The organism is Halioxenophilus aromaticivorans, assembly GCF_042850945.1.
Taxonomy (GTDB): Bacteria; Pseudomonadota; Gammaproteobacteria; order Pseudomonadales; family Cellvibrionaceae; genus Halioxenophilus; species Halioxenophilus aromaticivorans.
In genome coordinates this window covers 333446-352814 of record NZ_AP031496.1, presented here as the reverse complement: position 1 = coordinate 352814, position 19369 = coordinate 333446, and the positions used below count along the sequence as shown (strand labels likewise).

General features: G+C 49.4%; 17 protein-coding genes. 5 read left to right on the top strand and 12 right to left on the bottom strand.

The genetic code is table 11. The features are described 5' to 3' along the window. Positions 1 to 211: 211 nt before the first annotated feature. Both ACGHM3_RS01745 and ACGHM3_RS01740 read left to right on the top strand, forming a co-directional pair. The gene (locus ACGHM3_RS01745) at positions 212 to 676 is read left to right on the top strand and encodes a (2Fe-2S)-binding protein (protein ID WP_345426789.1); all 465 of its coding nucleotides are present in this window, start codon (positions 212 to 214) and stop codon (positions 674 to 676) included. Next, positions 673 to 2922 carry a molybdopterin cofactor-binding domain-containing protein gene (locus ACGHM3_RS01740; protein WP_345426791.1) on the top strand — a complete coding sequence of 750 codons (2250 nt, stop codon included), beginning with the start codon at positions 673 to 675 and terminating at the stop codon, positions 2920 to 2922. The genes ACGHM3_RS01745 and ACGHM3_RS01740 overlap by 4 nt, the downstream gene beginning before the upstream one ends. A gap of 107 nt (positions 2923 to 3029) precedes the next feature. Here ACGHM3_RS01740 and ACGHM3_RS01735 read toward each other — a convergent pair whose 3' ends face one another. From ACGHM3_RS01735 to ACGHM3_RS01680, 12 genes are all read right to left on the bottom strand, one after another. Next, positions 3030 to 3788 (bottom strand): DUF1961 family protein, encoded by a 759-nt coding sequence (locus tag ACGHM3_RS01735; RefSeq protein ID WP_345426793.1) that lies wholly within the window; start codon positions 3786 to 3788, stop codon positions 3030 to 3032. A gap of 8 nt (positions 3789 to 3796) precedes the next feature. Beyond that, complete coding sequence (rhaM, locus tag ACGHM3_RS01730; protein WP_345426795.1) at positions 3797 to 4111, bottom strand: L-rhamnose mutarotase; 315 nt, start codon at positions 4109 to 4111, stop codon at positions 3797 to 3799. A 9-nt stretch (positions 4112 to 4120) separates the two neighbouring features. Continuing rightward, the gene (locus ACGHM3_RS01725) at positions 4121 to 4888 is read right to left on the bottom strand and encodes an SDR family oxidoreductase (RefSeq protein ID WP_345426797.1); all 768 of its coding nucleotides are present in this window, start codon (positions 4886 to 4888) and stop codon (positions 4121 to 4123) included. Continuing rightward, complete coding sequence (locus ACGHM3_RS01720; protein WP_345426799.1) at positions 4866 to 6419, bottom strand: MFS transporter; 1554 nt, start codon at positions 6417 to 6419, stop codon at positions 4866 to 4868. Before ACGHM3_RS01720 ends, ACGHM3_RS01725 begins: the two co-directional genes overlap by 23 nt. A gap of 95 nt (positions 6420 to 6514) precedes the next feature. After that, a complete protein-coding gene (locus tag ACGHM3_RS01715) occupies positions 6515 to 7621 on the bottom strand; it encodes a glycoside hydrolase family 88 protein (protein WP_345426801.1) in 1107 nt (368 codons plus the stop codon). Positions 7622 to 7661: 40 nt separating this feature from the next. After that, on the bottom strand, positions 7662 to 10409 hold the full coding sequence (locus ACGHM3_RS01710; protein WP_345426803.1) for a hypothetical protein: 2748 nt from the start codon (positions 10407 to 10409) through the stop codon (positions 7662 to 7664). 183 nt (positions 10410 to 10592) lie between these two features. Then, positions 10593 to 11363 carry an IclR family transcriptional regulator gene (locus ACGHM3_RS01705; RefSeq protein WP_345426805.1) on the bottom strand — a complete coding sequence of 257 codons (771 nt, stop codon included), beginning with the start codon at positions 11361 to 11363 and terminating at the stop codon, positions 10593 to 10595. 299 nt (positions 11364 to 11662) lie between these two features. After that, positions 11663 to 12877, bottom strand: coding sequence for an MFS transporter (locus ACGHM3_RS01700; protein ID WP_345426807.1), 1215 nt, complete (start codon positions 12875 to 12877; stop codon positions 11663 to 11665). An 86-nt stretch (positions 12878 to 12963) separates the two neighbouring features. Next, positions 12964 to 14517 (bottom strand): NAD(P)/FAD-dependent oxidoreductase, encoded by a 1554-nt coding sequence (locus ACGHM3_RS01695; protein WP_345426809.1) that lies wholly within the window; start codon positions 14515 to 14517, stop codon positions 12964 to 12966. Continuing rightward, positions 14444 to 14815, bottom strand: coding sequence for an FAD-dependent oxidoreductase (locus ACGHM3_RS01690; protein ID WP_345426811.1), 372 nt, complete (start codon positions 14813 to 14815; stop codon positions 14444 to 14446). Before ACGHM3_RS01690 ends, ACGHM3_RS01695 begins: the two co-directional genes overlap by 74 nt. 308 nt (positions 14816 to 15123) lie before the next feature. Continuing rightward, positions 15124 to 15624 carry a cupin domain-containing protein gene (locus tag ACGHM3_RS01685; protein ID WP_345426813.1) on the bottom strand — a complete coding sequence of 167 codons (501 nt, stop codon included), beginning with the start codon at positions 15622 to 15624 and terminating at the stop codon, positions 15124 to 15126. 162 nt (positions 15625 to 15786) lie between these two features. Continuing rightward, positions 15787 to 16719, bottom strand: a complete 933-nt coding sequence (locus ACGHM3_RS01680; RefSeq protein ID WP_345426815.1) for an NAD-dependent epimerase/dehydratase family protein — start codon at positions 16717 to 16719, stop codon at positions 15787 to 15789. Between the two features lie 212 nt (positions 16720 to 16931). Here ACGHM3_RS01680 and ACGHM3_RS01675 point away from each other — a divergent pair, with 212 nt between their 5' ends. From ACGHM3_RS01675 to ACGHM3_RS01665, 3 genes are read left to right on the top strand one after another with little or no spacing between them, the layout of a single operon-like run. Continuing rightward, the gene (locus tag ACGHM3_RS01675; protein WP_345426817.1) at positions 16932 to 17231 is read left to right on the top strand and encodes an antibiotic biosynthesis monooxygenase; all 300 of its coding nucleotides are present in this window, start codon (positions 16932 to 16934) and stop codon (positions 17229 to 17231) included. Between the two features lie 24 nt (positions 17232 to 17255). Continuing rightward, positions 17256 to 18584, top strand: a complete 1329-nt coding sequence (hisD, locus tag ACGHM3_RS01670) for a histidinol dehydrogenase (protein WP_345426819.1) — start codon at positions 17256 to 17258, stop codon at positions 18582 to 18584. An 11-nt stretch (positions 18585 to 18595) separates the two neighbouring features. Beyond that, complete coding sequence (locus ACGHM3_RS01665) at positions 18596 to 19363, top strand: SDR family oxidoreductase (RefSeq protein WP_345426821.1); 768 nt, start codon at positions 18596 to 18598, stop codon at positions 19361 to 19363. The last annotated feature ends 6 nt before the right edge of the window (positions 19364 to 19369 follow it).

The following is a 19369-nucleotide window of genomic DNA, read 5'->3' as shown; positions in this document are numbered from 1 at the left end:
TTTCATGATCGGGATTATACCCGCTAGCCTCGTTCATAACTGCTATGAATGGCTCTAATAGTTTGTATGCGGCTTGGCCGTTTACCATGCTCTTTTACTGTGTTTTTACAAACCATTGCTTTAACAACTTACGTAATTTAAAAGCTCAATGCCGTGCAGAGCCTAATAAAATGATAACGCTCAGCCAATATCAATAACAACGAGGGTATCAATGCCTACCTATACACTGAATATCAACGATGAAAAACAAACAATTACTACGGATGCAGACACTCCGCTATTGTGGGTGTTAAGGGACGATTTGGACCTTGTAGGTACAAAGTTTGGTTGTGGCATAGCTCAATGTGGTGCTTGTACTGTTCATCTTAATGGCAGCGCGGTGCGCTCTTGTTCCTTACCTATTTCCGCGGTAGGCGAAAGCAAGGTAACAACCATCGAGGGGCTGTCCGAGGACGCTAGTCACCCTGTTCAGAAAGCTTGGCTGGAACACGATGTGGCTCAGTGTGGCTATTGTCAGGCTGGTCAAATAATGTCCGCCTCCGCCCTGCTGGCAAAAAATCCTAACCCCAGTGAAGACGAAATCGTAGAGTCTATGAACGGTAATATCTGTCGTTGTGGTACTTATGGCCGAATCAAAACCGCGATTCAATCACTTGCCGGTGGGGAAGCGAAATGACTACGACGATCAAAACAGCCGTAGGCCGACGGCAATTTCTTAAAGCCGGTGCGGCTGCCGGTGGCGGCCTGATGATAAATTTTGCTTGGTCAGCAGACATGACAGATAAAACAGAATTCAAACAGCGCAATAAACCCGATGAGCAAGCACTAAAACTCAACGCCTACTTACTTATTGCACCGTCAGGTGACATTACGGCCATGGTTCCCAACCCAGAGTTTGGTCAAAACGTGATGACGTCTATGCCCATGGTTTTGGCTGAGGAAATGGACGCTGACTGGCAGCGTGTAATTGCTAAGCAAGCTAATTATGATGCGCGAGCCTATGACCGCCAGTTCACCGGGGGCAGTCAGTCTATCCACCAGGCGTGGAATAGCTTGCGGGTAGCAGGCGCCAGTGCTAGGCAAATGTTGGTGGCAGCGGCAGCGCAGCAATGGCAGGTGCCAGCCAGTGAAATATCAACTGAACAAAGCGTTTTACGGCATCACAGCAGTGGTAAACAAAGTAGCTATGGCGCTATGGCAAGTGCCGCCGCTAAATTAAGTACTCCCGAGGAGGTTAGCTTAAAAGACAAAGCCGACTTTAAATTGATTGGTAACTCCAAGAAAAACACCGTGGGTGAGGATATCGTCACTGGCAAGCCGTTGTTTGGTCTGGACTACAAAACCGAGGGGACACTGGTTGCCATGATTGTGCACCCACCGGCCTTTGGCCAAGAGTTAGCTAGCGCTAATCTTGCGGCCATTAAAAAAATGGATGGCATCGTTGATGCGTTTTCCTTCGAAACGGTAAAACCGGATTACCAAAACAATTACTTCGATAGCAACGCTTTCCCCAAACTCGTCGCAATAGTCGGGCTCAAAACCTGGCAGGTTCTCAAAGCCAAGCGAGCATTGACGGCCGAATGGTCGTTGAGGCCAGCCATTAATGAGACGATCAGACTTTTTGGAACCGAAACCCCAAGGTTCTACCCGCAAGGCCTGGAGAGTTCCACTTCCCATACCCAGCAGATGCAGGCCGTATTAAATGGCGGCGATATGGAGGTATTGCGTGCGGATGGAGATATCAATGCAGCGTTTGATACTGCCGACACAGTGCTGGAACGCACTTACACTGCCCCTTATCTGGCTCACAACACTATGGAGCCGATGAATTTCTACGCCAGCGTGAAGGGTACTTCAGTACATGTGGCCGGCCCGTTACAGGCTCCGGTGTTTATCCAGGGCACATTAGCGGCAAGGCTAAATATCCCACAGGATAATATCGAAATAGAATTTACCCGTATGGGGGGCGGTTTTGGTCGCCGGGCTTATTCACACTATCTGGTTGAGGCTGCTGCTATTTCGCAAGCCGTAAAGGCTCCTGTGAAGTTAATGTACACCCGAGAAGACGATATGACAGGGGGTATTTACCGCCCTACCTATTCGGTAAAAATTAAGGGTGCATTAAAAAACAACAAATTGGTAGCCTATCGAGTTAGCGGCACTGGCATTCCTGAACACTGCATCGCAGCGGATCGCTTCCCTGCTGGTGCAGTAGATAATTACCTCGCAGAAGCCAAAGCCATAGATTCCAATATTACGACGGGTGCCTTCCGCGCACCAAGGTCTAACTTTATGGCCTCGGCGGAGCAATCGTTTTTGGATGAAATAGCTGAATTGGCGGGTGCCGATGCTATTGATTTCCGCCTAGAGCTTTTAAAGCGGGCCAAGGATAACCCCGTGGGTGAGAAAAATGATTACGACCCAGAGCGCTATGCGGGGGTTTTAAAGTTAGCCCGTGAAAGCTCAGGCTGGGATAAACTTCCGAAGTCCGTTAACAAAGGCGTGGCCGCGTATTTTTGTCATAATTCTTACGCAGCTCAAGTTATCATCGTCGATGATAACCTAGCGGTAGACAAGGTTTTCAGTGCGATGGATTGCGGCATCGTTGTCAACCGCGATGCTGCCATCAATATGGTAGAAGGTGCTGTAATCGATGGTGTCGGCAATGCCTTGTTCGGTGAAATGACCTTTACCGATGGCGTGCCGGATAAAAGTAATTTCGACCGCTACCGGATGATCAGAATGAAGGAGGCGCCCAAGGAAATTCACGTTAGCTTTGTAGAGAATCTGGTGGATCCGACGGGACTTGGCGAACCGCCCTTCCCACCTGTTTTTCCGGCACTGGCAAATGCACTATACAAAGCTACGGGAACCAGGTTGTATGAGCAGCCGTATGCTAAGCAACTAAAGCCAAGCAACTAAAACAGCGACAGAAAAAGAGCTGAAAGCCATCTTTGTCGTACAGCAGTAATATCAACTAAGGTGCGTTAATTAAACTAACAGCTGCTATTGCAGCAGTCAAAACCGACTCAATTTGCGCTACCAGGCTTTAAGGCAAACACTTTAAAGTCTCGGTAGCGGAAATGAGTCCATTTCATCTGCCTGAAGCCGATCTTACCGTTTCTTAGTGCGGGGCCGTTAGCCCCGTCATTGTCTGTGTAATCAATGACCAGTCGATCATCGACAAAAAGGCTAATGTGGGCATCGTCTTTCACCAGGGTAATGTCGTGTACTTGTAAGGATTGGGTTGGAATACCTATTTTGCCCTGCTGTAGCAGTGTGAAGGTGTTGTTCTTTCTTAAATTGGCGTGGCCTCTGGCCGGGTTGTGCGCTGCATTGGCATAGTATGAAATGTGGTAGCTTTTAATGTCACCTAGGGTGTACTGATCAAATGTACCGTCCCTGGGCATAAGGGACGCATCAAATATGTCTTCGCCTTTTAGCCCACTAGTGGCGAAGAAAACAATAACCAACCCGGCTTCAGGCGCCAGGTTTTGCACCTGCCATTGGGCGACGAATGATTTGGGGAATGAATAAGGGCACCAGTAAACGTGATGGCCGGATTCTTCTGGCGACAACAGCTCCATCCAACCTTTATTAAACTGCGCGACCCCTGGCCCCTCCATAATCCACCCTTTAAGATCCTCGGGTGATCTCATCGGTGATTGGTACAAAAGAGTACCTTTTTCTGACCAAGGCGACGCGGCCAACAGCGTGTCGGGCAGTATCAACACCAGCGTTGACAGCAACAAGCCAAGGACTGGCAACCTAACCGATTGATAGTTCACAGCGGCTACTAATCTAAATGGAAGACGTTGGTTAAATCCGTCGCTATTGGGCTCGCGTCAGCGTTGGTTTCCATAATATCGGCCATTGCTTGCCACCATTTTTGCATAATGGGTTGGCTGGGAAGATCATCCATGGTGTGGCTTGGGCTGCGTTTTAAAACGGCAAATAACTGCAAGGTGGTGGGGTGTAGGAATATGGTGTAGTCGTGTATCCCGGCGTTTTTTAATTCCACTACCAACTCTGGCCAGATAGCGTCGTGGCGCTGCTGGTACTCTTGTTCATGTCCAGCCTTTAATTGCATAACAAATGCGATTTTTTCCATCCTAATACCTCATCTCGCTAACCAACCACCATCAACCGCCAAAACGTGGCCGTTGATATAGTCACTGGCGGGGCTCGCTAGAAAGACAGCGGCGCCAATAAGTTGTTCCGGCAAACCCCACTGCCCTGCTGGAATCCGCTTTTGTATCTCTGCGTTACGTTGGAGGTCATCCTGCAGGGCTTGGGTGTTATCGGTGCGAAAATACCCCGGAGCGATAGCGTTGACTTGCACGTTGGCGTTGGCCCATTCGTTGGCTAGTGCCTTGGTAACACCCACCACACCGTGTTTGCTGGCGGTATACGCTGGTACGGTAATTCCACCGGTGTAGGAAAGCATGGACGCGATATTTATAATTTTGCCGGAGGATTGCTTAAGCATCGCCCTGCCCACTTGCTGGCTAAGCGCAAACGTTGCGGTTAAATTAGTATCAATAACGGTTTGCCATTGGTCCAGGGAATATTCCGCTGCAGGGGCTCGCGCTATGGTGCCGCCGGCATTGACCAAGATATCTATAGTGCCCGTTAAGCTGAGGGCATCTTGCGCCAACGCGATAACGTCGCTTGGGCTGCTAAGGTCGCAAGCGACCTCATAGCACTTACGGTTGTGTTGCTCAATAACACTGCGTGTTTTTGCCGTACCCCCAGGTTTCGAACTTGAGCAAATAACGTCAGCGCCCGCTTGAGCCAAGCCAACAGCGATGGCCTTACCTAAGCCACGACTGGCTCCGGTTACTAGCGCCGTTTTACCTTCTAAGCTAAACAGTTGGTTTATATTCATTGCGATTCCTATTGGTTTCTATCGACGGTTCGACTTCGCATAGGTCATTATTGCCCCACATTTGCTCGTATCGCCAACCCGACAAATCTTCTACGATTTGCTTGTTTTCGTCACTCGGTTGGGATATGACACCTTGTTTAAAGCGCTCTATTTCAGCCATCAAAACCGTGTGCGTTTCATTATTGATTCTAAATTTGGTGGATACCCAATAGCCCAGTAGTAACACGATTACCGGCCCAATGACTAACGTTGCGACGATGGTGGTTATCGCCTGTTGCGACTGTTCGCTAGCACCACTAGCAAAACCGCCTGCTTCCAATACGATACCCACAAACATGACTGCAGCAGCCTGGGTGGCTTTTCTTACGAAGGTCATAACCCCTGCAAAGCTTCCCTCACGGCGCTTGCCGGTTACAATTTGGTCCACATCGGCCATGTAGTTATAGGTATTCCACGGGATATAATTAAGTGCGCCTCGGCCGAAGCCAGCTAAGACCAAAGCCCCAGCCAAAAGGTAGAAATTAAATTCGGCTACCCACCAAAATAACCCCAGTAGCGCAAAAATACCGGCGATATAAAACCCTACCGCTATACGATAACTTGGCGCTGGCCCTAACCGGATGACTAAGGGAATGGCTACCGCTACGGCGACCAACTGCGCGCAATAGGTTAGCCCCATCATCTGCGAGGCTACGGCCACGCTCCCGCCAATAGCAAACACAACAAAGTAGGTGAACGCAGCGTTAAAAACATCTTGGCTGATGTAACCACCCAGATACATGCCTAGGTGTAGGCGAAAGGCGCGAATTTTCAATGTGGATGATAGGTTTTTAAATAACGTGGTTAAGGTGCCGAGTAGTGTCCATTGTCTATTGCTAACCGTTTGCGAGGGAGTGTGTGCGTCTTCTGCCGGGCGCTCCCAGGTAAAGAACCACACCATAAACACCATGGCCATAAAAGTGACGGAAAAGATGATACCCATGATCAAAAACGTACTGGCTGAATCTTTACCGCCAACCACACTAACAATCCAGGCAGGTAGGATTCCGGCGAATATGGCCGCTATTTGACCCGTTAATATTCGTGCGCCGGCAAGCTTTGCGCGCTTTTTAAAGTCATCGGTCATCTCTGCTGCGAGTGTCTCGTAAGGAATAATAACCGACGCATAAACCAGCTCAAAAAATACGTAGGTGATCAAATAGTACAGATACTCCTGCCCAGAAACCCACATAAGCGCAAAGCTCGGTAGCAGAGGTATGGAAAACAAAAGAAAAACACGTCTTCTACCAAAACGTTTGCCCAACGCCGTATTGCCTAAGCCATCGCTTATATGACCTATCAGCGGGCTGGCCACTGCATCCAGTATGCGGGCAATGGCAAAAATAGAGGCCGCTTGTACCGTGCTTAAACCACAAAACGTTGTGTAGAAAAACAAAATCCAGCCGCTTATCACGGCCATGGAGCCTGCTCCCAGCACATCGTTTAGGCCATAGGCTAGGTAATTGATAGGTCTTAGTTCGCGTTTTATCATTATAAGATCCGAGGCTGGTTATTTTTATGGTTTAAACAGCGTCCCTGCCATTTTATGAAGATCAAACGGTTTACTACGTTTTGTTAGTAGAATTACTAGATGTAATAGTTTAGTAACTCCACCAACAGCAAAATGGCCATGGACTGACCATAGGGCATAGAGGTTAACGGGATATCTTTATAGCCCTGTAAGGTGTCGAATACCGGTGTGCCGAAGGACACATTGAGCAGTTCACCATCGGGGTTGATGTTATCGAGCACCGCTTGGGCCGCACGTATTCCACAGGCTTCGTATTCAGTTCCTAGGTAGCCCTTGCGTATGGCTTTTAAAATACCGTAGGCGAAGCCGGCGGCGGCCGATGCCTCTAAATAGCTGTCTGGGTCGTCCAACAAGGTATGCCACAGGCCATTGGCGTGTTGTGTTTTTTGGAGAGCTTTTACTTGAGCCTCTAGTGTCTCCAGTAAAAACATACGCAGGCCGTCGTCTTGGGGTAAGTCCAACAGTTCGATAAATTCGGGGATTGAAATGGTTACCCAGCTATTGCCGCGGGCCCACAAGGCATCGGCGAAATTATGGTTGCCGTCGAAGGTCCAGCCATGGAACCACAAGCCAGTTTTACGATCACTCAGGTATTTTACGTGCAGCATAAACTGGCGCTTAGCTTCTTCCACGTAATGTGGCCTATCGAGGAGTAAGCCAATCTTTGCCAGCGGTAGAACGCTCATCATTAATGTGTCGTCCCACAGCTGTTGGTAATTTTCAGAATTATAAACGATGTGCTGTAGGCCATTTTCGGTGGTGCGAGGCATGTCTCGCATTACCCATTGTGCCCACACATCTAGATAAGGTAAGTAGGATCGTTCACCGGTGCGCTCGTAAAGATAGGCCATGGTTAAAAACGGCGACATGGTATTGACGTTTTTAGTAGGCGTGCCCTCGGCCAGTCGATCGTTAAACCATTGCTCTATGATGTTCTTTGAGCTCTCATCACCGGTGATGTCCCAATGCTTTAATAGCCCGTATAAACCAATGCCATGGGTCCACTCCCAACCCGCCCAACCTTTAGTATCTATTACGCGGCCGTCTTCTAACTTTAATAAAAACTCGCCGGTTTCGTCTTTTATGTTGATTAAATTATCAACCAGGTTATTAATTGCGTTGGTTACCTGTTGTTTTGGAATGTTGTTTACCAAATTAGGCATGCTACTTCCTTTATTCAAAGTTATGTTGTTGTACGGGCTATCAATCTAGGTAATCGCCTACCAGAGCTAAATTCTGGATTGCGGCTAATCCCCATTGCGCGGCATCGTTGGTGGATAACCAAGGCACTTCCGTAGTTGGGTTTAGCACATCCGGCCCACTCAATTGTTGCACCAACCAGGGCTCACCCTGCCATAAACCGGCAAACTCTTGCTGGGCATTGAATTCCTGCCAGGCTCGCTTGGCTAGTGCTTTAGAATCCTTTTGTGCCGCGGCGTACGCGGTTAAACGTGAATGAGGCGCCCGTAGATGATTGTTGAAAACTTCCCCTAATGAGGCTTGCTGCTCTTCGGCGCTGGCGTTATAGAGACGACAGTATTCCAACCAAGCTGCTTTATACTCGGGAATGTCGATTAATTGGATTAACTCAGCATTAATTTCCACCAAGCCAAAAACGGCGCTTAGGTGCGATACCTTGGGCCCAGAATCCGGTGCCGGTAACAACCTGTGTTGATTGATGTCGTAGCCAAAGGTGCCGGCATGAAACCCTTGTGGATGCTGGCCAATGGCCTGCATAGCCTGGGTTAACCATTGCCGGTATTTTGGGTCTCCGGTACGCTCCCAAGCGGTTAGCCAGTTAGCAGCCACAGCGCTCCAATCTGTACCCACTTGAATCCGATCAGTGCCTGGCATTGCCTCTGTGTTGGGGAGTTTTCGGATAGGGTCCACTGTACTGAGTGCGCTATCGGCTTGTGTGGCTTCTGTTAACACGTCACCGGTGCGATCATCGGCGGTGAGGTAATAATGAAACCTGCGGTAGGCTGCTGTGCTGATGCGCAATTGCTTCGCGCTGCAGCCCCAGTGTTGCACGTTATGGCGTGTACCTAAACCCTTAAAGTCGCCGAGGTGATAGATGTCCACATCACGTGTGTGACGTACCATGGCCTCCGCCAACCGAAACGTTTTGCCGCTACCCGTGCGCAAAAATGAATACCACAGCCATAGGTCTGGCGATAATTCAGAATTGTCCCAAGCATAGCCTCCCACATCGTAGCGCCAAACATGGCGGTCTATGTCTAGGGTATGCATTATGTCGCCGTAATTCCAAAAGCCATACCAATGACGTTGGTCAACTTGGCCGTGGTAATAATCCACCTGAAAATCTAACCGGTCTTCAATGGCAGCTTTTTTTGCGGTGGATCTATCCGGCAGGCTCCATAGACCGCCGAATACGCCGGCGTTTAAATAATATTCTGGTTGGCAGGCGGCTTGAGGTGGCTGGCTAATTTGCTGTGCCCACTGCGTTACATGGCTGCGTGACGGGGTGGCGCCGGTGATTTTTAAGGTAATTTCTGTGGTCCTAGCGACACCAACGGGCGAACCAAAACCTGGTTCATAGTCTTCATAGGTTATGTTTAGGGCATCCAGTTGTTGCTCGTAGGTGTCCTGCCCTAGGCCGTCGTGGTAAAAACGTAAATCCATGGGCTGCGCTTCGGGGGACCAAAACCAAAGTGTTGCTTCCGATTCCGGTTGGCCCGCCCCGCGAATGTCTATTTGTACCGGGTGCAGTTGCCAAAAGTCGCGCATGCCAAACAAGACACCACCACTGCTTCCCCCTAGGTAAGCCGTCCCTGCAGCGCGGTGGCCTTGATCGGCGTCTATCCAGGCGTGGCCTTCTTTCGTGCGCTTGCGAATAACAAATCCGTTGGCGGACAATTGAGTTAGCGTGTAATCGTTCCATGTGGGAATCCAGTGCAAGCCGTCTTTCACTCTTGGGTTCCACTGTTCAAGCGGGGGAGTAGTTCGGCCCTCTATCTGCGCCCTTCTAACGTCTGCTCCTGGGTCACGGCGCAAACCGGTAATCCCTTTGGGCGACTCTGCCCATAAGCCATTATTACCACCTACAAATCGAACGTGCCTGTTGTACAGAGGGTCGCGTTGTAAAACAACAAACTGCAGGCCTAGCCCTGTAATAAACTCCTCTTGCTCGTTGCCGTCATACACAAACGTTTGATTGATTTGGATTTCATCGCTGTGGGCGAAAAAAATTAGCCGTGCGGTGAAAGGCAGCCATTGGGATTGGTCTTCACGTTGGTGTTCGCCGGTGACTTTAATGACTGCTCGCAGCGGTCCGGATTGTTCAATTTCTACGGCGCTAATGTCAGATTTGAATTTAATACTGTTTGCACTATCGGTTCCGTTTGGTTCGGTTTGTACACTGCCTACAAAGATGGCGTTTTTAGCGATGGTTTGTCCTTCTCGTTGTACCTCGCCAATAATAAAATTGCCTTGCTTCGGAATGCTGGCTTGGATTGAGCCAGTATTAACGACGAGCTGATCGGCCGACGAATGTATACTTAACTCGGTTTTTGATGGCTCTGTTTTTGATGGGTCTGTGTTTGATAGCTCTTTCATTGATGACAATGCCGAGCCACGGCGAATGCTAAAATGCGGCCCTAAATCAGCCGCCTTGCAGACGGCGTGGCCCGTCCATTTAACACTGCCGTCTGGCCAGTAGGCCATTGGCCAGGTTTGCATGGGTGCTGGTTTACCGCTTTCATTTATCAGCATCAACGCGTGTTCGGTATCGAGCTCACCCTGGGCCCAGGGCATACCCCAAACAGCACCGCGGTTGAGTTCTGCATTGGGTTGAGTATCTAGCCATACCAGGCTTTCGCTGGGGGTACGTTTTGCTGTTTCGCGCTGAACAGCTTTGCTGCTGCCCGCCATACCTAATGGTACCGCTGTTGCTATTAACCCGCCGTTTTTTATAAAACTTCGCCGATCCATAAAACACTCTATTGTTATTATTGTTGGGCGTTGCAAGCGTTTTAAATTGCTAGCAACACTTTTATTGAATGTTATACGCGGCTGATTTAGCGGTGTCATCAGCACGGCGGGGTAGAAGCCGGTGTATTTTTAATTGAGTTCAAATATGGACCAAACCAAACCGGTTGAGCCCTCGGCGGTGGTTTAGACCGCCCCTACCTCTTCTCCTTTAAGCAGTTTGTAACAGCGCAGTGCATGCTCCTTGACGGTTTTGGCAACCTCCTGAATGTCGGATTTTGGAAATTGAGATATGGGTGAAGTTACGCCTATAGCTGCGATAACCGTTCCTGAGGCGTCAAATAGGGGCGTAGCCAGACAGCGCACATCGTCATTGTATTCGCGCTCGTCCATGCCATAGCCGCGCTTTAAGGTGGCGTTTATTTCCTTGTGGACTTCTTCAACGCTGGTCAACGTGCGGTCGGTGAAGCGTGCAAAGCCTATTTCGTTCGCAATGGTTTCCAAATCATCGGCAAATAAATAGGACAAGAATATTTTACCGGTAGCCGCCACATGAATGGGTGCAACAGCGCCCGCTCTGGAAGCGACCCGGAGCAAATTAGGGCTGTCGCAAACCTCCAATAGCAGTACCTGGTAGCCACTGGGAATGGCAATGTGGGCCGTGAACCCCGTAATTTGCGATAAGCTGTGTAAAACCGGTCGGCATAACGGGCGCAGCCTGTCTACCGAGCTAAGCTGCATACCCAATGTGTACAGACCTGCACCTGGGTGATATCGACGCTTACGATGCTCTACGAAGTTCTCCGTTACCAAGGTTTGAAGAATTCTGTAGGTACTGGACCGAGGGATATTGATAAGATCGGCAATCTCATCGCGAGATAGCCCTTTGCCGGTGTCCACCAATAGACGCAGAATCCGGCAGGCATTACTGAGATTGGGAATGACGTAATCGCTCAAGACGAGCCCCCTAGCCTATTTATTATTGTTGTGTCGTAAACCACTGTTTGTGCCCAGAGAGAATAAACAGTGAAAAGTGCATAACAAGGGAAAACAGGTAAAGATTAGAGCGGTGGGGATTTGGGCACAAGAGAATTGTGTGGGAAAAGTTCAAATATGAACCAAATTGTGGAGCTGAAGAGAAGTTACCCTGAGATAGTGCTGACAATCTAGTGAGTGGTTATCTGAACGGTTGTGATCTAGTGAGGTGTACCTAGAGCTAAAACCTGGGGGCCTTTGCGGCCCCCACTTCAGTTTACTCAGTGATGGCCACTGGTTGCCAGTGGCGCATAAGAGATTTGCTTTGGTAGCAGTAAAAAGCTGATGCAACAGACTACGATGGCAACTGCGCCGAAGACCTGGAAGGTGGCCAAGATATTGTCCTGACCGACCATGGAAAACACCCAGGCAAACGATAAGGTAGTCGCAAATTGACCAAAGGCGAAGGTCGACTGCCAAATGCCCGTACCCTTTCCACGAATGGAATGCGCCAACGGAGAAACCGCCCAAGTGAGTAAGGTAGGTAATAACATACCGGCACCAAATTGATTGATTAACCCGGCGGCGACAAACATTGGGTAGTTGGGTGCGTGGCTCATGCAAATAAAGCCAACGCCTAAAATTCCAAATTCCAACGTTAACAAGGCTTTTGTGGAGAGTTTGCGATGGGCGAAGCGGTAGAAAATGGCCCCCAAGGGAACACCGATACTGGCCAAAGACAATAATAGCCCAGTGGTGGTTGCGCTTTGTATATCAAACTGTGCCAAAGCGGAACTCATCTGGAACTGCAGAATATAAAACAGTATTCCGCCAACCACCGTAAAGAAGCAAACAACCAGTAGATGTTTCCAGGGTAGCGGTTCCTTAGGGGCGCTGCTCTCAGCTTCTGGGTTGAGAGAGGAATCTGGCTCCCAGGTAAACAGAACCACACCGAGCATAAAGATAAAACTGGTTGCGTAAAGCGCAAACGGGCCTTTCCATCCAAAATTTTGACCCAAAAATCCAGCCACTGGGAACAAGCACATTGCGCTGAACGACGCCAAAGCCGCTTGGCTGCCCAGCCATTTATCGCGCTGATCGCCCTTAAAATAATCTCCGATTAAGGTTGTCGAACAGGTTATGACGATGGCTTCGCACACGCCAACACCAATGCGAAGGCCAAAGATAGTCCAGTAACTGTTGGTCAGTATAGGTGCGACGCCGCACACGCCATAAACCGCCATTGCCATTATCAATAACCGCCTGCGGCCTACCCTGTCGGCGAGCCAGCCAGCCACTGGAGCGCCCAGTGCGATGCAAATTGCCGGTAGCGACAATAACAATGGTACCCAATAATTGGCATTGGGCACGTGCCCAAATTCCGCCATTAACTGGGGTACGATAGGGGCAAGTAACACCGCCCCCATGACGGTAAGCGTTATGGGAAATATCAACATAACGCCTTGTAGACTACCTGCTGTTTTACCTGTTCCCATTTTCTTATCCTTTATTGATTGGGCTTGTACTTTTCGATTTATTTGGCTTTTAATCAGTTACCTCAGTACGTTTTCGATAGCGAGCGCTACCTCTTAAACAGCATTGATACAATTGAGGCCAATTTTTTCGGGCTTAAGGCCAGTTTTAAGGCTTTTCTTAAATCCGCAGGACCGAGCCTTGCTACCAATGGCATGGTGCCGAAGGTTTTGCCTTTAATAACAATTTCATCACCCTGGGTGTCGATGCTATTAACCGCCATGATCTCATCGCTTTGATCATCGTATAAACGCATAATATTATCTTTGGGTGCCGCCGGACGGGTTTTTGTGGCGGGCAAATCTGCATCCACTTGACCGCCCACGGTGCTGTCGAAATTCATACCTAGGTCTTCAAACATCACCATTGCGGTAGCTCGCCCAGCGCCAAATACGCCACCACCAGGATGCATAAACGGCCCTACCAGATAGAGTGATTCAATACCGGGGACTTTAAATTGGCCCAAATCGGGGGTTGGACGGTGGCCGGCGGATTGATAAAAGTATGGCGCTAAGCCGTGCACGTCGCCGCCAACAAAACTGTTGGGCGAATCTCTTACCATATCCATTGGCGAGCAGAATTTACGGGCGACGATATTGTCCGGTGTGAGATTGGTCAAAAAGTTTTGGAAGCCAGCTTGTTGTAATTCACCAAATTCCTCGCAGAATTCATCCCAGCGGCTAGAACCGCCTTCTGCCAAACTAAACGGCGCAAAGCCAGTGCTGTGCCACATTCCTTTTCCGGGTGGTACGCGGCTCGGATCGCTGTGACTTTCGTCATTACCGGCTAATAAACGTCGCTTAGAAATTTTACCCTGCTTTAGGCTGTCGTAGTCTTCTTGCATTTCTCGCATGTTATCTGTTGCCGCCAACGTCAACATAATGGCCTGTTTTACAGCGGGGTCTTTAGCTTTGAATTCTACCTTTTGTTTTAGATCGTAGTGGCAAACGAATAAGCTAAACGGCGCCAAGGTGGTTTTTTCTGCGCGTGCCAAAACTGGCTCTTCCACACCATCGACAAACTGCCTTAATTTGTGTGGATGCATGGAACCAATAACGGCATCCTTAGCCATTATTTTTTCGCCGTCAGACATCTCAACGCCCACGGCTTTACCGCCGGAGGTGAGTATCTTTTTAACTTCAGCGTTAAGGCGGATTTCACCGCCGTGGTGTTCAACGCACTTAATTAATGCCTCGGTTAATTTTCCACTGCCGCCATAGGGTTGAGACACTCCGTAGGTGTGCATAATACCCGGCATCAGTAACATGCCCATGCCGGTACCCAGTTCATCGGGTAGCTGGAGGTTTTCAGACACCAAACGCGAAAGGTGTATTTTGAGACGGTCGCTTTCAAACCAGTGGTTTAAGATATCCATACTGCTGCGCTGCATGTAATCCAGCATCAAACGGCCTTCATCGTTGCTGTCTAACATGGCCATGAGTTGCCCCAATGGCGGGGCTGGTTTGTATAAACCGGGCACAAAAAGCGGTAAAACGCTTTGGCTCATTGCCACAAACGTGCGGTAGCTTTCAGCGTCTTTGGCCGACAACTTGGCAATGCTTTCGCAGGTTTTGTCGATATCTTTTGTAGGTAACCAAGACATCTTGGTCCGGGAAAATGGTTACATGAGGAGTATCTGAATATTTATATTTCAGCCCATGTTGGCTGATTAAGCCCAGCTCATCTTGGGTGATCATTGGATTACCCTGAATCATAATATGCACACTGGAGTGCAGATCATGGAAGTAGCCCGGGGTTAGGATTTCTTGTGTGGAAACGCCGCCTCCGGGGTACCAATTGCGCTCCAGTAGTAGCACTTTCTTACCGGCTTTGGCCAGATAAGCACAGGTAGTTAAGCCGTTATGCCCGGCCCCCATTGCAACGATATCGTACTCGGACATCACCGATAACCTCTTTCCAAACGCTTATTATTTATGTTTAAACTAGAATCTTATCGAAACCACCCTGTGGTTACTAATCGTGATATCAAATAGCGATTATTGCGTGGGGTGATGGTTCGAACCGAATGGCAATGTTCTGTAGATCAACACTGATGTTGAGCTAATACCCAAAATAGGATGTTGTACTGAGAATATAAAAAAGCACGGAAATATCCGTGCAAAGAGAGAATGATTGTAGCGTTGTAGCCTGGTTTTTAACCGGCAGTCGGCACCAGGACTGGTGTGAGTAGTCGATTTAAAACTAACGCCTAGGGATGGACTTCTTCCAAGGGAGCGCCGTCGACGATGGCTGCAGTAGCTTCGGTTAGCACAAATACAATTCGGCAGGTTTCGCTATCGCTCGGGTTTACCCAGCGATGGATCGTGCCACGCTGAACCACGATATCCGTAGGCTTTAGGCTATGGATTTCGCCATCGTCTAGTTCTAATTGCAACTGCCCAGACATCACAATACCGTAGTCTAAGCTGTTTGTGCGATGCATAGGCGATGCTGCGCCCGGCAACATATCCACGACTCGGATAACAGAGCCGCCTTTTAAGGTAACGCCGGCGTCGCGTTCGCGACCATCAACGCTATCGTTGTTGTCCACTGGTAGGTCTGGCGCCGTCCAGATTAGCGCCATCTCCGCATCGCCGCTTGGGATTAGATTGGTTTCATATTGCGCATCGCTAATGCAGGTTGCGCGGCCGTTTCTGTGGCCTGTTACTAGGCGCCGAACGGGGGGCAGTGATTTTGTTTTATGAGACATAACATTAGTTTTATAAGAATTTGATTTATAGAGTGAAGGTTGAGGTTACCGCCCTAGGACCAGGGCGACAAATTGTATCAATGAATATTGGCTATCTAGAGTACAAATACCACTGACATAAAAGCTTCCTTACTTTACAGCTCCGATTGCGAAAAATACGCGCTAGATACTCGACAAAGCCGATCTGACTAACGCCTGCACATCACCGTCGTGCTTGAAGCCCACGTGATCGGCGGCGGCGGTAATCAGTGGTGGATGAGTACCAAAGTGTTCTTGTAGGTCTGGCTGCTTCTCATAAGTGATCAAATCGCTTTTGGCACCGGTTTGTAAAAGCACCTCTTCAATCAAGTCTGTCATGGTCAGGCGTAATGCTGGTAGAGTCACGGCGCGGTTAGAAGGTAAGCGGCCTGACTCAACCGTTGCAGCATGCACAAGGTTAGCCACGCATTGGCTAACGGACATTAGCCACAGGGTAGCATCTGGCCCCACCGGGCTGGTAAAGGCTTGGCCTGCCTTTAAATCGTGGAAAACATTGCTCATAAAAGCGGATTTTAAGCCGCTGGCTACTGCCGGCCTGGCAACGATACCGGGTAGTCGAATACAAACCGCATCAACCTGGCCGCGCCGGTGCAGATCGGCTAGAGCCATTTCCACCATAGCCTTGTGTGTGCCGTAGATCATTGCCGGCGCCAATCGACATTGGTCATTCACTGGGCTCGGAAGCGGCGCACCCAGCACGGCTATTGTGCTGGTAAAAACCACTCTCGGCTTATTACCCTTGCTGGCAGCGAGATCAATCAAATCTAATGTGGCGTCTAAGTTTACTTGCCTTGATAAACCCGGGTTCTGTTCAGCCGCGCCACCTGGAAGGGCCGCTAGATGGAATAATATATCAACGCTAGCCCCGACCGCTGCCTGCCGCACCTCTTCACTTTGCAGTGCACCCTCTACGAGCTTTAATTGATTGTAATCCAGGCTTTTTGCCCAGGTCAGATCCAAATCCACCATGGTCAGCGCCCAATCAGTGCTTGCTAAAATTTGCTTGCACAGTGCCTGGCCAACGAATCCACTGGCTCCAGTTACAGTCACACGCACGGGTTTACTCCTTATTCTTGAATTGTGGTTTGTGCAGTGACCTCATGCTAATGGAATCGAAACATGGCACCAAATGATAACTCACTGATTGCCATCGAATTTATCAATAGACAACTTCCAAACAACGAATGCGCCCAAGCTTGACCCAATTTCCCCCGGTGGTGCAAAGTTGGCGCATAAAAAGTGTGGCCAAACCACCCGGGAACTCGACGATGATCTACGAACTAGCTGAAATAGAAATTATACCTAACTCACATATCGACTTTGAAAAAGCCGTGGCTGAAGCTGCGCCCTACTTCCAATCCGCTGAAGGCTGTTTGAGCTTTAGGTTGGATAAAATCGCAGAAAAAGACAATGGCTATTTACTGGTTGTCGGTTGGCAATCTGTGCGCCACCATATGGAACTATTCAGAGCAACGGATAATTTCCAACAGTGGCGTAAATTGGCAAGCCATTTTTTTGCCGCCCCACCTAAGGTGGTTCACACCGAGCACGTATTCAACGCATTTTAATTATTACCACATTGAGGTGACAACATGGCGAATTGGTTAAAACGAGGTACTGAGGCCTCTGTAAAAGCCGATGCGGACAAAAAAGTAAGAGAAATTGTAGAATCAACCTTAGCTGATATTGAGCAGCGAGGCGACGCAGCAGTTCGTGATTTATCTATAAAGTTTGATAACTGGGATCGCGAGGATTACCAACTATCCCAAGCAGAAATTCAGGCTTGTATGGATACCCTATCAGCCCAGGATATAAAAGACATTGAATTTGCCCAGGCACAAGTTAAAAACTTTGCCCAGATTCAACGAGACTCCATGAAAGATGTCGAAGTGGAAACCTTACCCGGTGTCGTGTTGGGGCATAAAAACATTCCTTTGAATTCTGCCGGTTGTTATGTGCCTGGCGGCAAGTATCCTCTGCTGGCCAGTGCTCACATGTCGGTGATAACCGCTAAAGTTGCCGGTGTACCGCGCGTGGTAACCTGTGCGCCACCTTTTAATGGCAAACCTGCACCCGCTATTGTTGCTGCGCAGCATATGGCCGGCGCCGATGCTATTTACGCCTTAGGCGGTATCCAAGCCGTGGGCGCCATGGCGCTGGGTACCGAATCCATAGACCCAGTGGATATACTGGTAGGACCGGGCAACGCATTTGTGGCTGAGGCAAAACGTCAGCTGTACGGCCGAGTGGGCATAGACCTTTTTGCCGGGCCAACAGAAACCCTAGTGATCGCTGATGAAAGCGTGGACGCCGAATTGTGCGCTACCGATATTCTCGGCCAAGTTGAGCATGGCCCAGATAGCCCAGGGATTTTGTTAACCAACTCAGAAAAACTAGCCAGAGAAACCATGGCAGAAATCGAGCGGCTGCTTGAAATTCTACCTACTGCCGACCACGCACGACGCGCCTGGATGGAATTTGGTGAGGTCATCGCTGCTGACAGTTACGAAGAAATGGTGGAAATTGCCGACGACATCGCTTCTGAGCATGTGCAGGTGATGACCAAAGACCCAGACTACTTCTTAAACAACATGACCAACTATGGCGCACTCTTTCTTGGCCCAAGAACCAACGTCGCCTACGGCGATAAAGCCATCGGCACCAACCATACATTACCAACCAAAAAAGCCGCGCGTTACACCGGTGGCCTATGGGTAGGCAAATTTATTAAAACCTGCACCTATCAAAAAGTGAACACCGATGAGGCTTCGGCGTTGGTGGGCGAGTATTGCTCACGGCTGTGTGGCCTGGAAGGCTTTGCCGGTCATGGCGAACAAGCCAATATCCGTGTTCGTCGCTATGGCCATAGAGAAGTACCTTACGCCGGTACTGCCGAACCGAGCGCCGGGACAAAAGCTTAGGCGACACAACGATGAGTACTCTTCCGCAAACACCCTCTTTTTCGCTTTACGGTAAACGCGCCATGGTAACCGGTGCCGGCCGAGGTATTGGCGCGGGGTTAAGCGTTGCACTGGCTGCGGCCGGTGCTCAAGTGACCCTCGTGGCGAGAACAGAACCAGAAATAGCCAAGCTGGCCGAAGCAATAAACAGCAGTGGTGGCCTAGCCGATTACAAGACACTGGATGTCAGCAATCACCAGGCTGTCGCTTCGTTTTTTGAGCAAGAGCCAGCTTACGACGTTCTGGTGAACAACGCCGGGACCAACCGCCCAAAGTCGATACTAGAGGTTACCGAAGACGACTACGACGCAGTTTTAGATTTAAATCTGAAAAGCCTGGTATTCACCACCCAAGCAGCCATTAGAAAAATGGTTGCCATCGAAAAGGCAGCTTCGATCATTCATATTGGCTCACAAATGGGCCACGTTGGCGGCCCCAATAGAACCCTCTACTGTGCATCAAAATGGGCGTTAGAGGGTTTCAATAAAGCCCTAGCGTTAGATGTTGCGGCACACGGAATCCGTAGCAACATTATTGCGCCAACCTTCATTGAAACGCCGATGACCAAACCCTTTTTTGAAAACCAGGAGTTCCTGCAATCGGTATTGGCTAAAATAAAATTGGGTCGGTTGGGTACGGTTGAAGATCTGATGGGCGCGGTTGTTTTTCTGGCCTGCGATGCTTCTGCCTTGATGACTGGAACAACACTACTTATCGACGGCGGCTGGACCGCCGAATAGCTGATA